Raw genomic sequence first — 17,637 nt, 5'->3', positions numbered from 1 at the left:
TTTTCGAAACAGCTGCGCCAAGCGGTGATAGGATTTTGGCTCTTGTTTGTTGTAGCGCTGGGGCACTATGCATCACATTCCGAAACTTTCCGCTCCTGACGACTCGATGCGGATCGGAGAAACCACGCTAGCGGAAGGGCTCGGTTTACCGCTCTCCTTCGGCCACGCTTACTTGACGCTGCTGGTATGCCTCTGCGGTAGTGCCCACTTCACACTTAACTTCAAAGAGCATGCGGTTAGGCGCGGTGCTGTGATGCTGCTGGCTGAGGACACTATTGCCTTGCTCAAACGTCGCTCGCGCCGCTTCAAGGTGTTTTTCTGCCTTATGCCGAAAAGTTTTGCCGCAGAGGTTGCCTACCCGCTACCCAATACCTTGTTCGTATTTCTGCATGACCATCCTCATTGCGTTCCATCCAAGGACGACATGCCGCTGATAGAGGGCTGGGTGACGCAGATGCGGAACATTGCGCAGACCTGTCCCACCTACCAACGCATCATGTTGCGCAATCAGCTGCAGAATCTCTTTCTGAAGATAGCCGAGCAACTTCCAGCCAACCAGATAGAAAACAGGGGATTCAGCCGGAAGGAAATGCTCAGTTGGCGCTTCTGGGAATTGATAGGCAAACATTGTGTGCGCCACAGAGATGTGAAGTTCTACGCCGACGCACTGAATATCACGCCGTTCTACCTGTCGCAGTTGACCAAAGCGTTTTTCAATGACACTCCCAAGGGCCTGATCGATCGGCAGGTAACCTTGGAGATCAAGGCTCTTCTTTCATACAGTGACTTGGCTATTGGCCGTGTGGCCGACGAATTGAACTTCGTCGACGCGTCTTATTTGTGTCGCTACTTCAAGCGCCAAACGGGAATTTCGCTCTCCCGTTATCGTAAGCACAAGAGAGAGGAGGGGGAGCAGGACTGACCTGCGGTCGAAATGGAGGAGGGAAGGCGCACTATGGAAAAGGTTTCCCTCCTGGATATAACACTGATTCCAGCGCGCGATTGGTTGTCCATAGGACGAAGCCAATTTCATCAGAAGCTGTCCCTAAAACAGCTCTCGGAACGCTCTGGCGTAGCGCTGTCGACCCTGTCGAAAATGGAGCTGGCCCAGGTCTCGGTCAGCTACGAAAAACTCGCCGCTGCGGCCCGCGCCCTGGGCGTCGACATCGCCCAACTGTTCACCCCGGCGCCGAACCTGATCCAGACCTGCAGCGCCCAGGTGCAACCGACCGTGGTCAGCACCACCATCGCCGACGCCCCCGGCTACAGCACCGGCAACTACGACTACCACCCCATGACCGGCGACTTTCCCGGGCGCAGCATGACCCCCATGTACGCGCGGATCTTTGCCCGCGAGTTGCAGCAGTTCGAGGATTACATCCGCCACCCCGGGCAGGAATTTGCCCTGGTGCTGTCGGGGCGTGTGCGGATTCAGTTCGAGACCGGGGAAGCGGTGAGCATTGGCCCGCAGGAGACGGCCTACTTCAACAGCAGCATTGGCCATGTCTACCTAGCGGAAGGGCAGAAGGATGCGGAGGTGATGGTGGTTATGTCGGAGCGCTGAAGCCCCTCATCATCAAGCAACAGCGCGACAGACTGTGCCGCCGCGCCGTGCTGTCGCGGGGTGTTTTACTTCAGCGTTGGCGTGTGGCGACTGCCATCGAGCAAGGCATCCACCACTGCCCGGGCCATCTCCACCGAGTGCACCAGGGACCAGATCAGACCGCGCTCGATGCCGCTGCCGCGTTCGGTGATTTCATCGGAAACCTCTTCGGCGCTTTTCAGCAGCAGGGAGACGTGGAGTAGGGCTTCTTCGGCGCTGATGCCGCCGTGTACCGAGAACAGAGAATCGCGACTCACCGGGGTACTGATGGTTTGCTTCAGTGACTGGATCAGAGAGGCATCGGCAGGCTGAAGTGACAGCTTCTGCCGGATCTGCTGATTGGCCAGATCGTGTTCGGGGTTTCTAACGCGGTGGGGCGGATCGGGGACGAGCTTTTTCATGGCGTAACTCCTAGTACAGAGATAGGAGCCTTCACCGTCGCTGCTAAACGATAGGGTGGCGGCCGTTCGCAGGTTAGCAGACCGGTGTACTAGGAACCCGGCGCACCCGAGGGTGCCCTGCGCACGGCCGCCATAAAGCGGAGCCAAAAAAAGCGCCACGTAATGGGGGCGCCATGCGCCTAGTTACACGTCGAGCTGCTAAACCCGGTCACTGAATTTGCAGTGACGGATCGAGGCTAGCCAGGGTGAGGGGTGAGGCGCAAGCGGCTAGGAGTTTCTAGGAAAGTTCGCCCAATAGAAAGAGACTTAACGCTGCTTTGGGGGAAGGAACGCTTGGCCTGTGAGTGCGGTGGAGATGGAGGTTGGCAATGGTGTCGGAGCGCTGAGGCCAGAAACAACAAAGCCCGCACAAGGCGGGCTTTGTTGGTGCTTCGTTTGGTGGAGCCGGAGGGATTTGAACCCCCGTCTAAGGCCCATCCTGTGCGGATTCCAGTCAGAAGGCTGGCATAAAGCTGTCATTCCTATCAAAGATCGTTACGCGTCTCTAAAAATGTCTTGGGCTTTCCCCGTGGCTACGTAATCCGCCAACCCTTGCAACCGTCTGAAGTAAGCCAGGACGATCTTTACTGCTGACAAAGGATCTCCGCTCGCCAGCCCGAGGATATGATCGCTATGGTCCTGTAGCCCGAATGCCTTGCAGCTTGAGTAGAGGAGCTGAGTCAACTCAACGAGATCTGACGCAGAAAGTTGAATATCTGTGTCTGACTTGCTCAGCCAGTTTCTATCTTGTAAGAATCTACGGGCTTTTCGATAGCTTTCTTGAGCAGGGCTTTCATCGTCATTTATTTCAAGTACAAGCTCGCGTATGGAGTCAGCTACGTCTCCATTCATGTAAAATTTTATTTCGCCAGGAGAAGCGTAGTCTATCTTTCGAATTCCCGCTCGATCTTCTTGAGGGATATTCTTGTAAAGCTCTTTGAAGAAGTTTACTGAGCTGAATCCACCTCTCCACGGATGCTTATGGAATAAGGAGTCTATTTTGGCCTTGGCAGCATTTCCTGTCGCGCCCAACAGCGCGAACCCGAATGAATAGCAATCTTGAACTAGGTCTGAGAACTTACGTAGATCACTGATCTCCCACCGACCATCAATATCTACCACCTTGTAATCGCTGTTGAGGCTCTCTTGCGCATGCCCAGGAATGAACATGCCAGGCTCTGGAAGAAAGTCAGGGTCTAACTCAGAAAAGCGCTTTGTCTGGAACTCTTCACCAAACTTACCCCATAACTCTCCAAACTCATATTTTCCAGTATGAAGTTTGGTTACCGCATAGTGAACATCAATCTTCTCAGCGTAGAGAAGCTTCAAATGCTCTGTTTTTATTCTTGAGAAATAGAATTTATGACCGACCGACGCGTCGTCATAATTCACACCCAGAAAACGGTCACCTGCGCCCGATTTTGCAAGCACCACCAAAGGCATCTCGTAGCTAAGCAAAACCTTTTCGATCTTAAGCTTAGCCATTTAGCTTCTCCACATCTCCGATTTGAGCCACAGGATCTGCGCCCTTAAAAGGCCACCAGTTTACGTGTGTCTCGCTGTCCTTATGCCATACACCGAGTGATGGATCATACGGAACCGGAACCGCGTGGCTAAACTTCATCCGGGGACTCTTCACTACTGCCCTGCATACGGCAAGTGAGGTAACTAGTGAAATCGACCTTGCCAAACATTCGTCGTCATAGGGTCGCGTGGGTAAACGCTCGCGTTGTGAGACAAAATCCGCTGCACAGGGAGACCCTGACTTTAGCAGTCTCCACAGGGTAGGTTCAGTAGGCGGTGTCACATTACTTGGTGGGCAGCTCTCTGGCAGGGGTTCGAGAAATTCAAATCCATTTGTGTTAGACATGAAGCAAGTCCGATGGCAGGGTTCAATTTTCGCGAATTCTGAGTGACCGGCTGAGTACAGTCAAAAGCTAATTTCAAGCGGCTCTTATCCCTTTGATAGTACGTGTATTTCATTTTTCCTATCGGTCGCGAAGGTGCGTTCAGCCTTTTGCCCAGCTTCCTGATCCGCTTGAGGAATTCATCGCCCATAGACCCGCGCAATCATGGCCGAGTCGCTATGCCCCATCTGTTTGGCTACCCACATCGGGTGCTCACCCGCCGAAAGCATCATCGAGGCGTAGGTGTGCCGAGTCTGGTACCGGGTTCATATCGCTGCTTTCAGATTGCATGCCTTCTTGCTCGTACATACACGCATCTGAATACCCATATCCATTTAATCCAGCGAGGTAGCGCTATGCCGCGCGAGCGAGAGACCTGTCAGCAGATGCTGATCAAAGCCGGGGAAGGGGAGTGACGTGCGAGCAGGCCTATGAATGTATCTCCAAGGGCTCGATCAGTTCCGGCCCAGGTTATATCGCTGCCGCTAGAGGCGAGGCAGCCTGCTGCTCCGCCATGGTGCTCTCCGACCAGATCAACCGGTCTGTCGCAACGAATCAAAAGCTGGCGCAAGCTTATGGTCGAGCCAGGGTAACTGGGAAGATGTGTGAATCTACATATGAAGAGTTACACAGTCGTCAGGTAATTAGAAAATAAAGTACATGGTATTCAGGGGAGGTGGGAGTCTAGGTGTTTCAAAAGAACCTCATAGGCGTCAAACATTGTTCTGAATTGCTCCTGGTTTATTTCGTAAGTCTGGCCAAGGCTTCCGACTTTTGTCTTTCTTAGGAAGTCTTCATCAATGATGCCGTAGTTGTGGATGCAGATGTGACGAACCTGAAAGGCAAAGTCAATTTTTATTAAGCTATCTTCTATTTCTGAAAAGTCGTGGCCAGATTCTTTTAGGGTCGCTATCACATCGTTGAATCGTTGATAGAATCCTTTTCCGCTACCCTTCTTGTAATTATATTTTTCGAAGGTTTGTTTGAAAAACAACTCTATGTCGGAGCAGAGTGAAATCACACACAGCTGAAATAAGCGGGCGTATACGTTTCCGAACATCATTCGGTAGTCATACCATGTCTTTATGTCGCTACCCCAGCCTAAAACTTCGCCTGGAAACTTAGTCTTTTGGTCGTCGCTGGCGGCAGTTATGGCGTGTACAAATACTAAGTTATTTGTGCTCTCTAATGCGGTTGTGTAGTGCAAGCGTACATGGCTGTTTTTTAGGTCTTTGGGTTGCATTTTACATCCTTGTGTGAATATTCGCGTTCCGTGCGCCGAAGGTCTTGCGTCGCCTGGGATAGTGGCCGGCCTGCGCAAGACTGACAGCCTGGAGGTGAAGGTACGGGCGCTGCTGGCAGAGGGTCGGCAGCGCATCGGATATGAGAGGGGTCCAGAACCATTTTGAGGGCTTGCCAATAATGGTGTGAGGTCAATCAGGAACTAGTGCAGTAAGTCGTTTGAAAAGCAGCTCTTCTGAGTAGGTAATCGGTACCGAGCCGCGGTCATCGCTTGCTATCCATTTGAAGCCTGGCTGCAGTTTGAATTCAAGCGTGCGATCGTACAAACCAGTTACTTCCACGCAGAACTCCTCTTGCCGGTCGACAACTGAGAACCGCACCACTTGATCCAGAAGATTGATTTCTAACCAATCATCTTCCAATCCCTGGTCGAGGTCTTTCATCGTAACGGTGAGGCCTTCGATCTCTTTGAGGGCTATGGAAATTCCCGAGAAAAGACCTCTTGCATGCTCTTGGGTCTTGGCTCGCCGATCCTCCCGAGCTGTTCTAGCCTCCTCCAGCCTTGATAGGTGCGCTTTGATTTTCAGTTGCAGCTTCTCTGCGTCGGTCATCATCTCGTCCCTAGGATCGCTACGGTCTTTCGTTGTTGATGCTGTCATTAAGCTGGCATAACCGAGCCAAAACAGCCCATTTAGGCACAAAAAAAGCACTCGCGATAAACGCTAAGTGCTTGATTTGTAATACTTGTTTGGTGGAGCCGGGGGGATTTGAACCCCCGTCCGCCAGTACTCCGCTGTCGGTACTACATGCTTAGCCGTGTCTATTGAGTTAACCCTCAGCGACCCGACGGGCAGGGTGCTTTGGGCGAGTTGTGTAAGTTTTAGCCGCTTCGTCCACAACGTACTGCACGGCGATTCTGTTCTATATGACAATCATTTTGGGTTTACAGACATCCCCTGATGATTGCTGGACCCGAAGGTACCAGGGGGGAAGGGCTAAGGCTGCTTACGCAGCGAGAGCGTAATCCCCGTAGGTTTCGTCATTGGCAACTATAGGAAGTTGCAACAGTGGATTTACGAGTTCTGTTACCAACTCGGCATGCACCTAAAGTTTCGCAACCGGCGTCGAATCCTAAACGGCCCCGAACCTGTTGTGCATTACCAACAGGTGGACGGATTCTACGCTAACCGAGGCCAGAAGGCCAACCCGAAGGTTGGCCCAGTGCATCGGCCTACTGATCGCCCTTGGTGTTGTTCTGCAATTTCTGGATCGCCTGGGTGGTCAGGGAGATGCAATTCTTGGTGCCTTGCTCGGTGCCCTTGGCCTGTTCGGCGGTGGCTTGCTGCACCGTGGCGTCGATGTCGCTGCTCAGGTCCGAGCTCATGGCTTCGGTGCTGACTTTGGCATCCTTGATCTTTTGCAGGTTGATCTGGCACAGGTCCTCTTGCCCGGCGGCAAACACCGGGGAGGCCAGCATCGCGGCGGTAATGAACAGTCCAGCCAGTGCGGAACGCTTCATGGTTATCTCCTTGATCGCAGGGGCTCGGTGTTGCCGGTCAACAGGGCCGGCGGCCGAGTGGGCTAAGCCCTTTTTTGCGGGCCTAGAAAATGGACTGTAGCCGCGCGCTGGGGTTCTGTTTTTTTTTCGAAGGAATGAAAAAGCCAGGGGCGTTTTCCGCCAGGCACAAAAAAGGGGCGAAAACGCCCCTTTTTTCCGGCTCGATGGCTCAGAGCGCCTTGGCCCGGGTTACCCGATCCACCAGGTAGACCAGCCCGTGATAGTCGATCCCGCCATGCTGGCTGAGGCCGATTTCGCAGGTGCGGCTGGTGGAGATGCCTTCGCTGCAATACTGCACCGCGTCCTTGAGGCTGCGCAGGGAGTGGGCGTTGAGCTCCGGGGTGGTGAAACCCTTGTCGCCGGCGAAACCACAGCAGTGGATGCCTTCGGGGATTACCACATTCTTGCTGCAACGCCGGGCCAGTTCGATCAAGGCCTGGCTCTCGCCCAGGTGCTGGGTGCTGCAGGTGACGTGCACCGCGATCGGCGCTTCCTGCGGCGTGAACTCCAGGCGCTCCAGCAGGTGGGTGCGGATGAAACGTACCGGATCGTAGAGGTCCAGGCGCACGTCCCCCAGGTCTTGCACTAGGCGCAGGGTGCAGGGGCTGGTGTCGCAGTAGATCGGGTCGAGGCCGCCGCGGCTGGCGTGGAGCAGGGCGCCGATCAGTTCCTGGCGCTTGTCCTCGGCCTGGGTGGCGTAGCCCTTGGAGGCGAACGGCTGGCCGCAGCAGAGGTTGTCCAGGTTGTCCGGCAGCACTACTTGATAACCGGCCTTTTCCAGCAGGCCGCGGGTTTTCTCGTAGAGCGAGCTTTGCTCCTTGTCGCCCGCCGCTGGCCCCATGACCCGGGACACACAGGCTGCCAGGTACACCACCCGCGGACGCGCGTCGCTGACGCTCGGGCTGAAGCGAATGGCCTTTTCCGGCTGAGGCATGGCGCTGCTCCACTGCGGCACCTGGCCTTTGGATAGGCGTGTCAGGCTCGCCGACAGCTTGCTCAGGCGCGGCACGCCCAAGAGCATGCGCGCACCGTTGGCCACGTGCAGGGTGAAGCGGGCGCCCTGCAAGGTGGTGGCAAAGTGCGAGCCGAGCCAGTCGGCGGTGCCGTTATGGGTGGCGTGTTCACTGCGCAGTTTCTTCACCAGCTCGCCGGTGTTGATGCCCACTGGGCAGCGCTGGGCGCACAGCCCGGTGGCGGCGCAGGTGTCGATGCCCTGGTATTGATAGGCCGCTTCCAGCTCGGACGTATCGATGCCGGCCCGTTTACGCGCCTGGATATCACGCCAGATGACGATGCGCTGGCGCGGGCTCAGGGTCAGCCCCTTGGAGGGGCACACCGGCTCGCAGAAGCCGCATTCGATGCACTTATCCACAATCTCGTCGGCCGCCGGCAGTGGCTTGAGGTGCTTGAGGTGGATCTGCGGGTCTTCGCTGAGTACCACGTCCGGGTTGAGGATGTTGTTGGGGTCCAGCAGGCGCTTGAGCTGCCACATCAGCTGGTAGGCATCGCTGCCCCATTCCAGCTCGACGAAGGGGGCCATGTTGCGCCCGGTGCCGTGCTCGGCCTTCAGCGAACCGCCGAATTCCACCGCCACCAGTTGCGCCACGTCGTCCATGAACGCCTGGTAGCGGTTCACTTCCTCGCTACTGTTGAAGCCCTGGGTGAAGACGAAGTGCAGGTTGCCCTCCAGGGCGTGGCCGAACAGGATCGCTTCGTCGTAGTGGTGCTTGTCGAACAGCTCGATCAGGCGGTTGACGCCGATGGCCAGCTGTTCCACGGGGAAGGTCACGTCTTCGATGATCACCGTAGTGCCGGTCTTGCGCACCGCGCCCACCGCCGGGAAGGTGTCCTTGCGGATCGCCCAGAGCTTGGCGTTTTCCTGCGGGTCTTCAGTGAAGTCCACCTGCTTTTCCACCGGGAAGGCGGCCAGGGAATTCATGATCTGCGCCAGTTGCTCATGCAGCAGAGACGAGGATGCGGCGCGGGACTCGATCAGTAGCGCGCAAGCGTTGGCCGAGAGTTGCTGGACGAAGGCCGGCATGCCGGGCTTGTCCTGCACCGAGCGCAGGCTGCGGCGGTCCAGCAGTTCCACAGCAGATACCGGCTGGCTCTTGAGCACGGTCACCGCGTTGCAGCAGGTGTCCACATCGGGAAAGACGATCAGCGCCGACGCCTTGTTCGGGTGGTCGATCACCGTGTCGTAGGTCACTGCGCTGATAAAGCCCAGGGTGCCCTCGGAACCCACCAGCAGGTGGCTGAGGATGTCCAGTGGCTCGTCGAAATCCACCAGGGCATTGAGGGACAGGCCGGTGGTGTTTTTCAGCCGGTATTTGTGGCGGATCTTCGCTGCCAGCTCGCTGTTGGCGCGGGTGCTGCGGCCCAGCTCGGCCAGGCGCTCCAGCAGCGGGCCATGGCTGGCGCGGAAGGCGGCGATGCTGGCCTCATCCTCGGTATCCAGACGCGTGCCATCGGCCAGCACCAGGCGGATGCCGGCCAGGGTGTGATAGGTGTTCTGCGCGGTGCCGCAGCACATGCCGCTGGCGTTGTTGGCGACGATGCCACCGATCTTGCAGGCGTTGATCGAGGCCGGATCGGGGCCGATCTTGCGCCCGAAAGGTGCCAGCCAGGCATTGGCCTGGGCGCCGATCACACCAGGCTGCAGGCGAATCTGCGCACCCTGGTGGCGAATCTCCTTGCCGTTCCAGTTATCCCCCAGAACGATCAGCACCGAGTCACTGATGGCCTGCCCGGAAAGGCTGGTGCCCGCCGCACGGAAGGTCACCGGCACCCGGTCGCGCTGGGCCAGCTGGAGCAGGGCGACCACTTCGTCCTCGGACTCGACGCGGATCACCAGCTTGGGGATCAGCCGGTAGAAGCTGGCGTCGGTGCCGAAGGCCAGGGTCGAGAGCGGGTCGTCGAAGCGCCGCTCCTGGGGAATCAGTTGCTGGGCATCACGCAGAAAAGCGGCCGGTAGGCTCATTGGTCCTCCAGGATCAGCACCACCAGGTCTTTCGGGCCGTGGGCGCCGTAAGCCAGGACTTGCTCGATATCAGCGGTCTTCGACGGGCCGGACACCAGCAGCGCGTTGGTCGGCATGCCGGCGGCCCAGTTCATCTGTTGCTGCACCTGATAGAAGTTGTCGCGGATCTCGCTGGCCTTGAGCAGGGCGAAATGCACCGGCGGCACCAGGCTCATCAGCCGCGGCTCTTCCCGGGTCGGCCAGAGGATCAGGCTGCCGGTGGCGGCGATGGCGCCCAGGGTGGTCGTGAGGCTGGCCGGGGTGTCGTTGAACAGCTCGGCTTTCCATTCTTCCACCGGGCGGTCGTAGGCCTTGAGCGCCGGCAGTTGCGGGTGCTCGGCCCAGTACTGGGTGACCCGCTGGCCGTGGGGCGTGCCGGGGGCGATCAGCAGGCTGGGCAACTGGCGTTCCTGCAGCAGGCGGGCCAGCAGTTCGGGCCAACCGGCGCCGGTGCTCAGGTGGATTTCGGTGTGCACCGCTTCCATCTGTTTGCGCAGCTGCGGGATGCGTTGTTCCGCGCTGTAGCTGTAAGGCTCGGTGACCAGCGCCTCATCGAAGTTATCCACAATCGGCGTGGTGCCGGTCAGGCTGTTGCGCAGCTTGGCGAGGATGTTGTGTTTCGCGCTCATCAGCGGTCTCCCTGCTTGTCCAGGTGCTCACGGGCCAGGTCGTGCAGCGACCGGGCGGCGGGTTTTGGCGCACTGTGGTTCTGCGTCCAGGGGCCGACCTTGCTCGGGGCGAGGGCGCGCAGGCGGGTGGCGGCCAGGGTGAACAGGCGATACAGGGTCGGCGAGCTGTTGAGGCGGGCCCAGGCGTTCCAGATGAAACGTTCCTTGCGCGAGTACTTGCTGCCCTGGCCGCGCATCACTTGATGGGGGCTGTCGGGGGCCTTGACGTTTTCTTCCCGCAGTCGGCGCAGCAGGGCCGGGATCGGGATCTTCACCGGGCAGACTTCGCCACAGGCGCCGCACAGCGACGAGGCGCTGGGGTGATCCGGCACCTTGGCCAGGCCCACCATGTGCGGGGTGATGATCTTGCCGATCGGCCCCGGGTAGACCTCGCCATAAGTGTGGCCGCCGACCCGGGTGTAGACCGGGCAGTGGTTCATGCAGGCGCCGCAGCGGATGCAGTTCAGGGTCTGGCGCAGTTCGCTGTCGGCAAAGGCCTGGCTGCGGCCGTTGTCCAGCAGCACCAGATGCACTTCCTGGGGGCCGTCGAGCTCATGCTCTTTGCGCGGGCCGGAGATCATGTTGACGTAGGTAGTGATGGGCTGGCCCAGGGCCGAGCGGGTCAGCAGCGACAGCAGCGGCACCACGTCCCGCAGGTTCTCGACGACTTTCTCGATCCCAGTGACGGCGATGTGCACTGGCGGCACGGTGGTGGACATGCGCCCGTTGCCTTCGTTTTCCACCAGCAGCAGGGTGCCGGTCTCGGCTACGGCGAAATTGACGCCGGAGACGCCGATATCGGCTTCGAAGAATTTCTGCCGCAAGACCTTGCGACCGATCTGAATGAGTTGGTCAACGTCCTTGGTGTACTCCACGCCGAGTTTGTCGTGGAACAAGGACGCGACCTGACCGGCATTCTTGTGGATCGCCGGCATAATGATGTGTGAAGGCTTCTCGTGGTCGAGCTGGACGATGAACTCGCCCATGTCCGACTCAAGGCATTCAATGCCTTGTTCAGCGAGGACATGGTTCATTTCCATCTCTTCGCTGACCATCGATTTGCCCTTGATCACTTGCCGCGCCTCGTGAGCGCGGATGATCGAGAGGACGATGCCATTGGCTTCGTCCACCGTTTCCGCCCAGTGCACTGTCACACCGTTGCGGGTCAGGTTCTGTTCCAGCCGCTCGAGCAGGTCGGGCAGCTTGGATAACGCCCGGGCGCGAATCGCATTGCCCAGGGCGCGCAGGTGTTCTCTTTCGTGGGCATCGCTGAACGAAGCCGCACGCTTGGCCATGAGTGAATCCATGGCGCTGCGAAAGTTGTTTCGCAGTTGTTGGTCACCCAGGGCCTGGTGGGCCCGGGTGCGAAAATCGTCCGCCACGTTGGTGGTCGGAATCAGCTCTGGGGTGCTCATTGCGCACCTCCAGTACGTTGCCAGAGGAAGCTCGCCAGGTGCTGGCCGCGCAATGCCTCTTGTTGTTTCTCCAGCGCGCCGTTGATGTTCATCAGGCAGCCGCAGTCGGCACTCAGTACCTGGTGGGCGCCGGATTCCTTCAGCGCGCGGGTCTTGTCCGCCACCATGGCGCCGGAGATGTCCGGCATTCGGACGCTGAAAGTCCCGCCAAAGCCACAGCATTCGCTTTCGTGGCTGTGTTCTACCCGTTCCACGTTGCTCAGCTGTGACAGCAACTCACGGCCGTGCAGGTGGGTGTTCATTTCCCGGCGTGCCGAGCAGGAGGTGTGCAGCGCCACCTTGACCGGGGCGCCGCTGTCCTTGAGCTGCACCTTGCACACGTGCAGGAGGAACTCGGCCAGTTCATAGGTGCGGGCGGCCAGGGCCTGCACCTGTTTCAGCGTTTCGGGCTCGTCCTTGAACAAGTCCGCGTAATGCTCGCGCAGCATGCCTGCGCAGGAACCCGACGGCACCACCACCGGATAGTCGCCGGCAAACAGCGCCAGTTGCGAGCGGGCCACGGTGCGCGCCTGCTCGGTGTAACCCGAGGTGTAGGCCGGTTGTCCGCAGCAGCTTTGCCCTTGCGGGTACTCCACGCGAATGCCTTCGCGCTCCAGCAGGTGAATCGCGTCCATCCCGGCTTCGGGATAGAACAGGTCGACCACGCAGGTGCCGAACAGGTAGACCCGCGCCGGCTTCGCACTAGGGTACTGCCGGGGTTCGGCCAGCGGCGGTGCGACACGGGTCGCATTGGGCACGGCGTTGTAGAAAAGCTCGCTCATCAGGCGTGTCTCCGGGTGGTCCCGGTTATTCGTCCGTTGCGGCGGCTGAAAGATAAACCAGCAAGCTTTCAGCAGCCTTGCAGACCGGGTGGTGAATGACTGACGCCGCGGGTGAGGGCGGCGTCGGTTCCATCGGTGTCGCAGGTGTTGCTTAGTGCACCAGCATGCCGGTGAACCAGTAGGCCTGGGCCAGGGTGATCAGACCGACAATAGTGGCAAAGAACAGACTGTGCTTGAGGGTGAAGCGGAACAGGTCCGACTCCTTGCCCACCAGGCCGGTGGCGGCGCAGGCCACGGCGATCGATTGCGGCGAGATCATCTTGCCGGTTACGCCGCCGCTGGTGTTGGCCGCGACCAGCAGAGTGTCATTGACCCCGATCTGGTGTGCGGTGGTGGCCTGCAGCGAGCTGAACAGGGCGTTGGACGAGGTATCGGAGCCGGTGAGGAACACCCCGAGCCAGCCCAGGAACGGCGAGAAGAACGGGAATGCCGCGCCGGTGGCAGCCAGGACCAGGGCCATGGTCGAGGACATGCCCGAGTAGTTGGTGACGAAGGCGAACGCCAGCACCATGCCGATGGACAGGATCGGCCAGCGCAGCTCGTAGAAGGTCTCTTTCAAAGTGGTCAGACCAGTTTTGAAGTCGATCTTCAGCACCAGCATGGAGATCAGCGCGGAGAAGAAGATCGCCGTGCCGGTGGCCGAGATCGGGTCGAGCTTGAACACCGCCGGGATGGCCGTTGGCGTGGTCACGATCGGCGCCATCTTGATCACCAGCTGATCCAGGTGCGGGATGGCGAAGTTGAACACCCAGCCGTACATCGAGCCGCCGGCAGCGAACATCGCCTTGAAGGGCTTGAGGGTCCAGATGGTCACCAGCACGGTGAGGATCAGGAACGGCGACCAGGCCTTGAAGATCTGGCCCAGGCTGTAGGGTGAGGCCTGGGTTTGGCGTGGCTGGCCGAAGCCACCGGCACTGGCGGTGATGGCCGCGCTGGAGGTGGCACCGGCAATCTGCGCGCCGGCGGTGCGCTTGGGCTGCCAGATTTTCAGGAACAGGGTCAGGGAGATCAGGCTGGCCAGGGCCGAGGTGATGTCCGGCAGTTCCGGGCCGATGAAGTTCGAGGTGAAGTACTGGGTGATGGCGAAACTCAGGCCGGCCACCAGTGCGGCGGGCCAGGTCTCTTTGACGCCACGCATGCCGTCCATCATGAACACCAGCCAGAACGGCACGAACAGCGACAGCAGCGGCAGCTGGCGGCCGGTCATGGCGCCGATCTTGAAGGCGTCGATGCCGGTCACCTGGCCGGCGACGATGATCGGAATCCCCAGGGCGCCGAAGGCCACGGGCGCGGTGTTGGCGATCAGGCACAGGCCGGCGGCGTACAGCGGGTTGAAGCCCAGGCCCACCAGCAGGGCGGCGGTGATCGCCACCGGCGCGCCAAAGCCGGCAGCCCCTTCAAGGAAGGCACCGAAGCAGAAACCGATCAACAGCACCTGGAGGCGCTGGTCGTCGGTGATCGACAGCACCGAGCTGCGGATGATTTCGAACTGGCCGCTCTTCACGGTCAGCTTGTAGAGGAAAACGGCGGCGACAATGATCCAGGCGATGGGCCACAGACCGTAGGCAAATCCATAGCCAGCGGCAGCGAGGGCCATGTCGGTGGGCATCTGGAAGGCGAAGATCGCCACCAGGATCGACAAGGCCAGGGTGATACTCCCGGCGACGTGTCCTTTGAGACGGAACACGGCCAGAGCCAGGAAGAAAAACACGATCGGGATAACGGCGGCGAGGGCGGACAGGCCGAGGCTGCCAAGCGGGCTATAGAGCTGTTGCCAGGTTTGCATAATGGGGTGGCCCCTAATTGTTGTTGGTCAGGCACTGCTAGCGTCTTGGTTAATTGGTAAGACCAATTTACAATCGCTGTTGGCTAGGGTAAAAGCCTTGTGCTCGGTGTGTCAATTTGCCGCCCTAAAACTTTTGTCGAATGCGCTATGGCGCGGGCATCTGATCGGTGCAAATGGCCGTGTTCTGACAGGTGTTGGCGCGCCATGAATAGGCCAGAATAGAGCCCCCCGGCGAAGGGTCGGGAGGGTGGAGAGTGAGTTATGGGGTTTGATCAGATACGCCAGCGCCGTTTGTCCGACGATATCGTCGAGCGTCTGGAAGGGATGATTCTTGAAGGCACCTTGACGGCCGGCGAGCGGCTGCCGGCCGAGCGCGCCCTGGCCGAGCAGTTTGGTGTCTCCCGGCCCTCACTGCGCGAGGCGATCCAGAAGCTCACGGCCAAGGGGCTGCTGATCAGCCGCCAGGGTGGCGGCAACTACGTGGTGGAATCCCTGGGCTCGACCTTCAGCGATCCTCTGCTGCACCTGCTGGAAAACAACACCGATGCCCAGCGCGACCTGCTGGAGTTCCGGCATACGCTGGAAGCGTCCTGCGCCTATTACGCGGCGCTGCGGGCGACGGCAGTGGATCGTGAGCGGCTGACTCAAGCCTTCGAGGAGTTGCAGGATTGTTATTCCCGTTCCGACGATGTCAGTCGTATCGAGGAGGGTGCGGCGGATGCCAAGTTCCACTTGGCGATTGCCGAGGCCAGCCACAACGCCGTGCTGCTGCACACCATCCGCGGGCTGTTCGACCTGCTCAAACGCAACGTGGTGACCAACATCGGTGGCATGTACAAGCAGCGCACGGAAACCCGCGACATGCTGATCAGCCAGCACCGAGACCTGTACCAGGCAATTATCGAAGGGCGGGCCGAAGAGGCACGGGAAATCTCCAGCCGGCACATTCTCTATGTGCAGGAAGTGCTCGAAGAAGTGCGTCAGGAAGTGCAGCGAGTGGCCCGGGCCGAACGGCGCAAGGGCATGTAATGCAAATCGCCGGCAAGTCGGCTCCTACCTGGGTGTTGTAGGAGCCGGCTTGCCGGCGAAAGCGACCTCAAGGCAGGAAGATCAGTCTTCCTTGCCCTTGGTCCGCACCGCACGCTGCAGTTCGCGATCGGAATCGCGCTCGCGTTCGGTATGACGCTTGTCGTATTCCTTCTTGCCCTTGCCCAGTGCGATCTCACACTTGACCAGGTGCTTGCTCCAGTAGAGCGAAAGGCATACGCAGGCATAACCCTTCTGTTGCACGGCGGCAAACAGCTTTTCCAGCTCGCGCTGGTTGAGCAGCAGCTTGCGCGAGCGCGTAGGGTCGGCAATGACGTGGGTGCTGGCGGTGGTCAATGGCGTGAAGTGGCTGCCGAGCAACCAGGCTTCACCATCCTTGAGCAGCACATAACTGTCCACCAGCTGTGCCTTGCCTGCACGCAGACTCTTTACTTCCCAGCCGGCCAGGACCATGCCAGCCTCGAACCGATGTTCGATGAAGTAATCGTGACGCGCCTTTTTATTTTGCGCGATGGTCCCTGTTGGGTGTTTCTTCTGTTTAGCCATAGGGGCGGCATTATAGGGAGTTGCGCGCGCGTCGGCTACGGTGACGCAGCGTGCTTGAGCAGGTTGATTGAATCCCGGACAATGCGGCCTCTTTTTTTTCGGTTGGGCGCGTTAACGATGTCGACAGACAGGGTCTCTGTCCACGGCGGCTGGGCAAGCCGCTGGGTCTTTATACTCGCTGCAACTGGTTCGGCCGTGGGCCTGGGGAGTATCTGGAAATTCCCCTACATGGTCGGCGTCTATGGTGGTGGTGCCTTTGTCCTGGTGTTTCTGGCGTGTATTGCGCTGATCGGGTTGCCGGTGATGCTGGCGGAAACCCTGATTGGCCGCCGCGCGCGGCAAAGCCCGGCGAATGCCCTGAAGGTGCTGGCCCTGGAGGCCGGGCATTCGGCCAGGTGGTCCTGGGGCGCCTTTGCCGGAATGATCACGGCGCTGCTGATCCTCTCCTTCTATAGCGTGGTGGGTGGTTGGTCCCTGGACTACATCATCGACATGGGGCGCGGCGATTTTCAGGGTGTCACGGCGGATCAGGTCGGCGCCTATTTTTCCGCGGTGACGGCCGACCCCTGGCGCCTGACCCTGTGGCACACGCTGTTCATGCTGTTGTCGGCGCTGGTGATTGCCAAGGGTGTGGTGGCCGGGCTTGAGCGCAGCCTGCGGGTCATGATGCCACTGCTGTTCGTGATGTTGCTGGTGCTGCTGGGCTACAGCATGACCACCGGGCATTTCATGCAGGGCCTGCACTTCATGTTCGACTTCAGCCTGGAGCGTTTGCTGGACGGGCTGTTGCCAGCCATGGGGCACGCGTTCTTTTCCCTCAGCGTGGGAGTGGGCTCGATCATGATCTACGGCGCCTACATGCCCAAGCATTCGTCCCTGGCCGGCACCGTGGTCGGGGTGGCGCTGCTGGATACCTTCGTTTCGCTGGTGGCTGGGATGGCCCTGTTCCCCATTGTATTTGCCGCCGGGCTGAACCCCGGCGAAGGGCCGGGGCTGATGTTCATCAGCCTGCCGTTTGCCTTCGGGAATGTGGCGTTCGGCCAGCTTATGGGCGTAGTGTTCTTTATCCTGGTGGCGATCGCTGCCTGGAGTTCGGCCATTTCCTTGTTGGAGCCGATGGTGGCTTATCTCGTCGAGAGGACTAAAATCCGCCGCGGCTGGGTGACATTCTGGCTGGCGTTCAGTTGCTGGTTCGTGGGATTGGGAACGGTGTTCTCTTTCAACATCTGGCAACAGGCCAAATTTTTCGTGAACGAAGGCGGCGTTTTTCATCTCTACCAATGGGGCGCGGCCGGCGGTCTGGACTTCTTTGGTGTGATCGACTTTTTCACCTCGCGGATCATGTTGCCTCTTGGCGGTTTGTGCTTCGTGGTATTTGCAGGTTGGGTGATGGGCCGTGAGGCAGTTCGTGATGAGCTGTCGTTACGTAGCCCGCTGTTATTCGCTCTGGCCTTGTTTTTGATGCGCTATGTGGCGCCCGTCGGCATTCTTGTGGTGTTTGCCGCCCAGTTGTGGAAATGAAGCT

The 17,637-nt window shown here is 59.2% G+C and carries 16 protein-coding genes, 1 other RNA gene and 1 pseudogene; 5 read left to right on the top strand and 13 right to left on the bottom strand.

Features of this window, described 5'->3' with window-relative positions:
* Nucleotides 1–67 precede the first annotated feature (67 nt).
* Both ACUXVH_RS09365 and ACUXVH_RS09360 read left to right on the top strand, forming a co-directional pair.
* The gene (locus ACUXVH_RS09365) at nt 68–922 is read left to right on the top strand and encodes a helix-turn-helix domain-containing protein (protein ID WP_065364641.1); all 855 of its coding nucleotides are present in this window, start codon (nt 68–70) and stop codon (nt 920–922) included.
* 84 nt (nt 923–1,006) lie between these two features.
* The gene (locus ACUXVH_RS09360) at nt 1,007–1,564 is read left to right on the top strand and encodes a helix-turn-helix domain-containing protein (protein ID WP_123397697.1); all 558 of its coding nucleotides are present in this window, start codon (nt 1,007–1,009) and stop codon (nt 1,562–1,564) included.
* A 65-nt stretch (nt 1,565–1,629) separates the two neighbouring features.
* Here the strand turns inward: ACUXVH_RS09360 and ACUXVH_RS09355 are convergent, their stop codons facing one another.
* The 3 genes and pseudogenes from ACUXVH_RS09355 to ACUXVH_RS09345 form a co-directional block, all read right to left on the bottom strand.
* Nucleotides 1,630–2,004: a DUF6124 family protein gene (locus ACUXVH_RS09355; protein ID WP_065364640.1), complete on the bottom strand. Its 375-nt coding sequence runs from the start codon at nt 2,002–2,004 to the stop codon at nt 1,630–1,632.
* 534 nt (nt 2,005–2,538) lie between these two features.
* Entirely contained in the window at nt 2,539–3,528 is a 990-nt protein-coding gene (locus ACUXVH_RS09350; protein WP_065364639.1) for a hypothetical protein, read from the bottom strand.
* A gap of 565 nt (nt 3,529–4,093) precedes the next feature.
* Nucleotides 4,094–4,210: pseudogene (locus ACUXVH_RS09345) on the bottom strand (site-specific integrase); the annotation flags it as partial.
* Between the two features lie 254 nt (nt 4,211–4,464).
* Between ACUXVH_RS09345 and ACUXVH_RS09340 the strand changes: the two are divergent.
* Nucleotides 4,465–4,605 (top strand): DUF2514 family protein, encoded by a 141-nt coding sequence (locus ACUXVH_RS09340; protein WP_081305215.1) that lies wholly within the window; start codon nt 4,465–4,467, stop codon nt 4,603–4,605.
* A gap of 12 nt (nt 4,606–4,617) precedes the next feature.
* On the opposite strand, the gene ACUXVH_RS09335 is transcribed toward ACUXVH_RS09340, so the two are convergent.
* The 9 genes from ACUXVH_RS09335 to ACUXVH_RS09295 form a co-directional block, all read right to left on the bottom strand.
* On the bottom strand, nt 4,618–5,193 hold the full coding sequence (locus ACUXVH_RS09335) for a hypothetical protein (RefSeq protein WP_065364638.1): 576 nt from the start codon (nt 5,191–5,193) through the stop codon (nt 4,618–4,620).
* A gap of 190 nt (nt 5,194–5,383) precedes the next feature.
* Nucleotides 5,384–5,803, bottom strand: a complete 420-nt coding sequence (locus ACUXVH_RS09330) for a hypothetical protein (protein WP_141679910.1) — start codon at nt 5,801–5,803, stop codon at nt 5,384–5,386.
* Between the two features lie 138 nt (nt 5,804–5,941).
* Nucleotides 5,942–6,335, bottom strand: a transfer-messenger RNA (tmRNA) gene (gene ssrA / locus ACUXVH_RS09325).
* Nucleotides 6,336–6,423: 88 nt separating this feature from the next.
* Complete coding sequence (locus ACUXVH_RS09320; protein WP_019095638.1) at nt 6,424–6,711, bottom strand: hypothetical protein; 288 nt, start codon at nt 6,709–6,711, stop codon at nt 6,424–6,426.
* A gap of 208 nt (nt 6,712–6,919) precedes the next feature.
* Nucleotides 6,920–9,730 (bottom strand): FAD-binding and (Fe-S)-binding domain-containing protein, encoded by a 2,811-nt coding sequence (locus ACUXVH_RS09315; RefSeq protein WP_065364636.1) that lies wholly within the window; start codon nt 9,728–9,730, stop codon nt 6,920–6,922.
* Complete coding sequence (locus ACUXVH_RS09310) at nt 9,727–10,398, bottom strand: LutC/YkgG family protein (protein WP_065364635.1); 672 nt, start codon at nt 10,396–10,398, stop codon at nt 9,727–9,729. The genes ACUXVH_RS09315 and ACUXVH_RS09310 overlap by 4 nt, the downstream gene beginning before the upstream one ends.
* Nucleotides 10,398–11,852 (bottom strand): LutB/LldF family L-lactate oxidation iron-sulfur protein, encoded by a 1,455-nt coding sequence (locus ACUXVH_RS09305; RefSeq protein ID WP_065364634.1) that lies wholly within the window; start codon nt 11,850–11,852, stop codon nt 10,398–10,400. Before ACUXVH_RS09305 ends, ACUXVH_RS09310 begins: the two co-directional genes overlap by 1 nt.
* Nucleotides 11,849–12,673: a (Fe-S)-binding protein gene (locus ACUXVH_RS09300; protein WP_065364633.1), complete on the bottom strand. Its 825-nt coding sequence runs from the start codon at nt 12,671–12,673 to the stop codon at nt 11,849–11,851. The genes ACUXVH_RS09305 and ACUXVH_RS09300 overlap by 4 nt, the downstream gene beginning before the upstream one ends.
* Nucleotides 12,674–12,824: 151 nt before the next feature.
* Nucleotides 12,825–14,519: a lactate permease LctP family transporter gene (locus ACUXVH_RS09295; protein ID WP_065364632.1), complete on the bottom strand. Its 1,695-nt coding sequence runs from the start codon at nt 14,517–14,519 to the stop codon at nt 12,825–12,827.
* Between the two features lie 261 nt (nt 14,520–14,780).
* On the opposite strand from ACUXVH_RS09295, the gene ACUXVH_RS09290 reads away from it, so the two are divergent.
* The gene (locus ACUXVH_RS09290; protein ID WP_015634108.1) at nt 14,781–15,548 is read left to right on the top strand and encodes an FCD domain-containing protein; all 768 of its coding nucleotides are present in this window, start codon (nt 14,781–14,783) and stop codon (nt 15,546–15,548) included.
* A gap of 81 nt (nt 15,549–15,629) precedes the next feature.
* Here the strand turns inward: ACUXVH_RS09290 and smpB are convergent, their stop codons facing one another.
* Nucleotides 15,630–16,112: an SsrA-binding protein SmpB gene (smpB, locus tag ACUXVH_RS09285; RefSeq protein WP_011059180.1), complete on the bottom strand. Its 483-nt coding sequence runs from the start codon at nt 16,110–16,112 to the stop codon at nt 15,630–15,632.
* A 117-nt stretch (nt 16,113–16,229) separates the two neighbouring features.
* On the opposite strand from smpB, the gene ACUXVH_RS09280 reads away from it, so the two are divergent.
* Complete coding sequence (locus ACUXVH_RS09280; protein WP_065364631.1) at nt 16,230–17,633, top strand: sodium-dependent transporter; 1,404 nt, start codon at nt 16,230–16,232, stop codon at nt 17,631–17,633.
* The last annotated feature ends 4 nt before the right edge of the window (nt 17,634–17,637 follow it).

The sequence above is a fragment of the Pseudomonas sp. 8(2025) genome, assembly GCF_052665325.1.
Note: the sequence above shows the minus strand (reverse complement) of the source record. Positions and strands in the feature narration are given on the sequence as shown.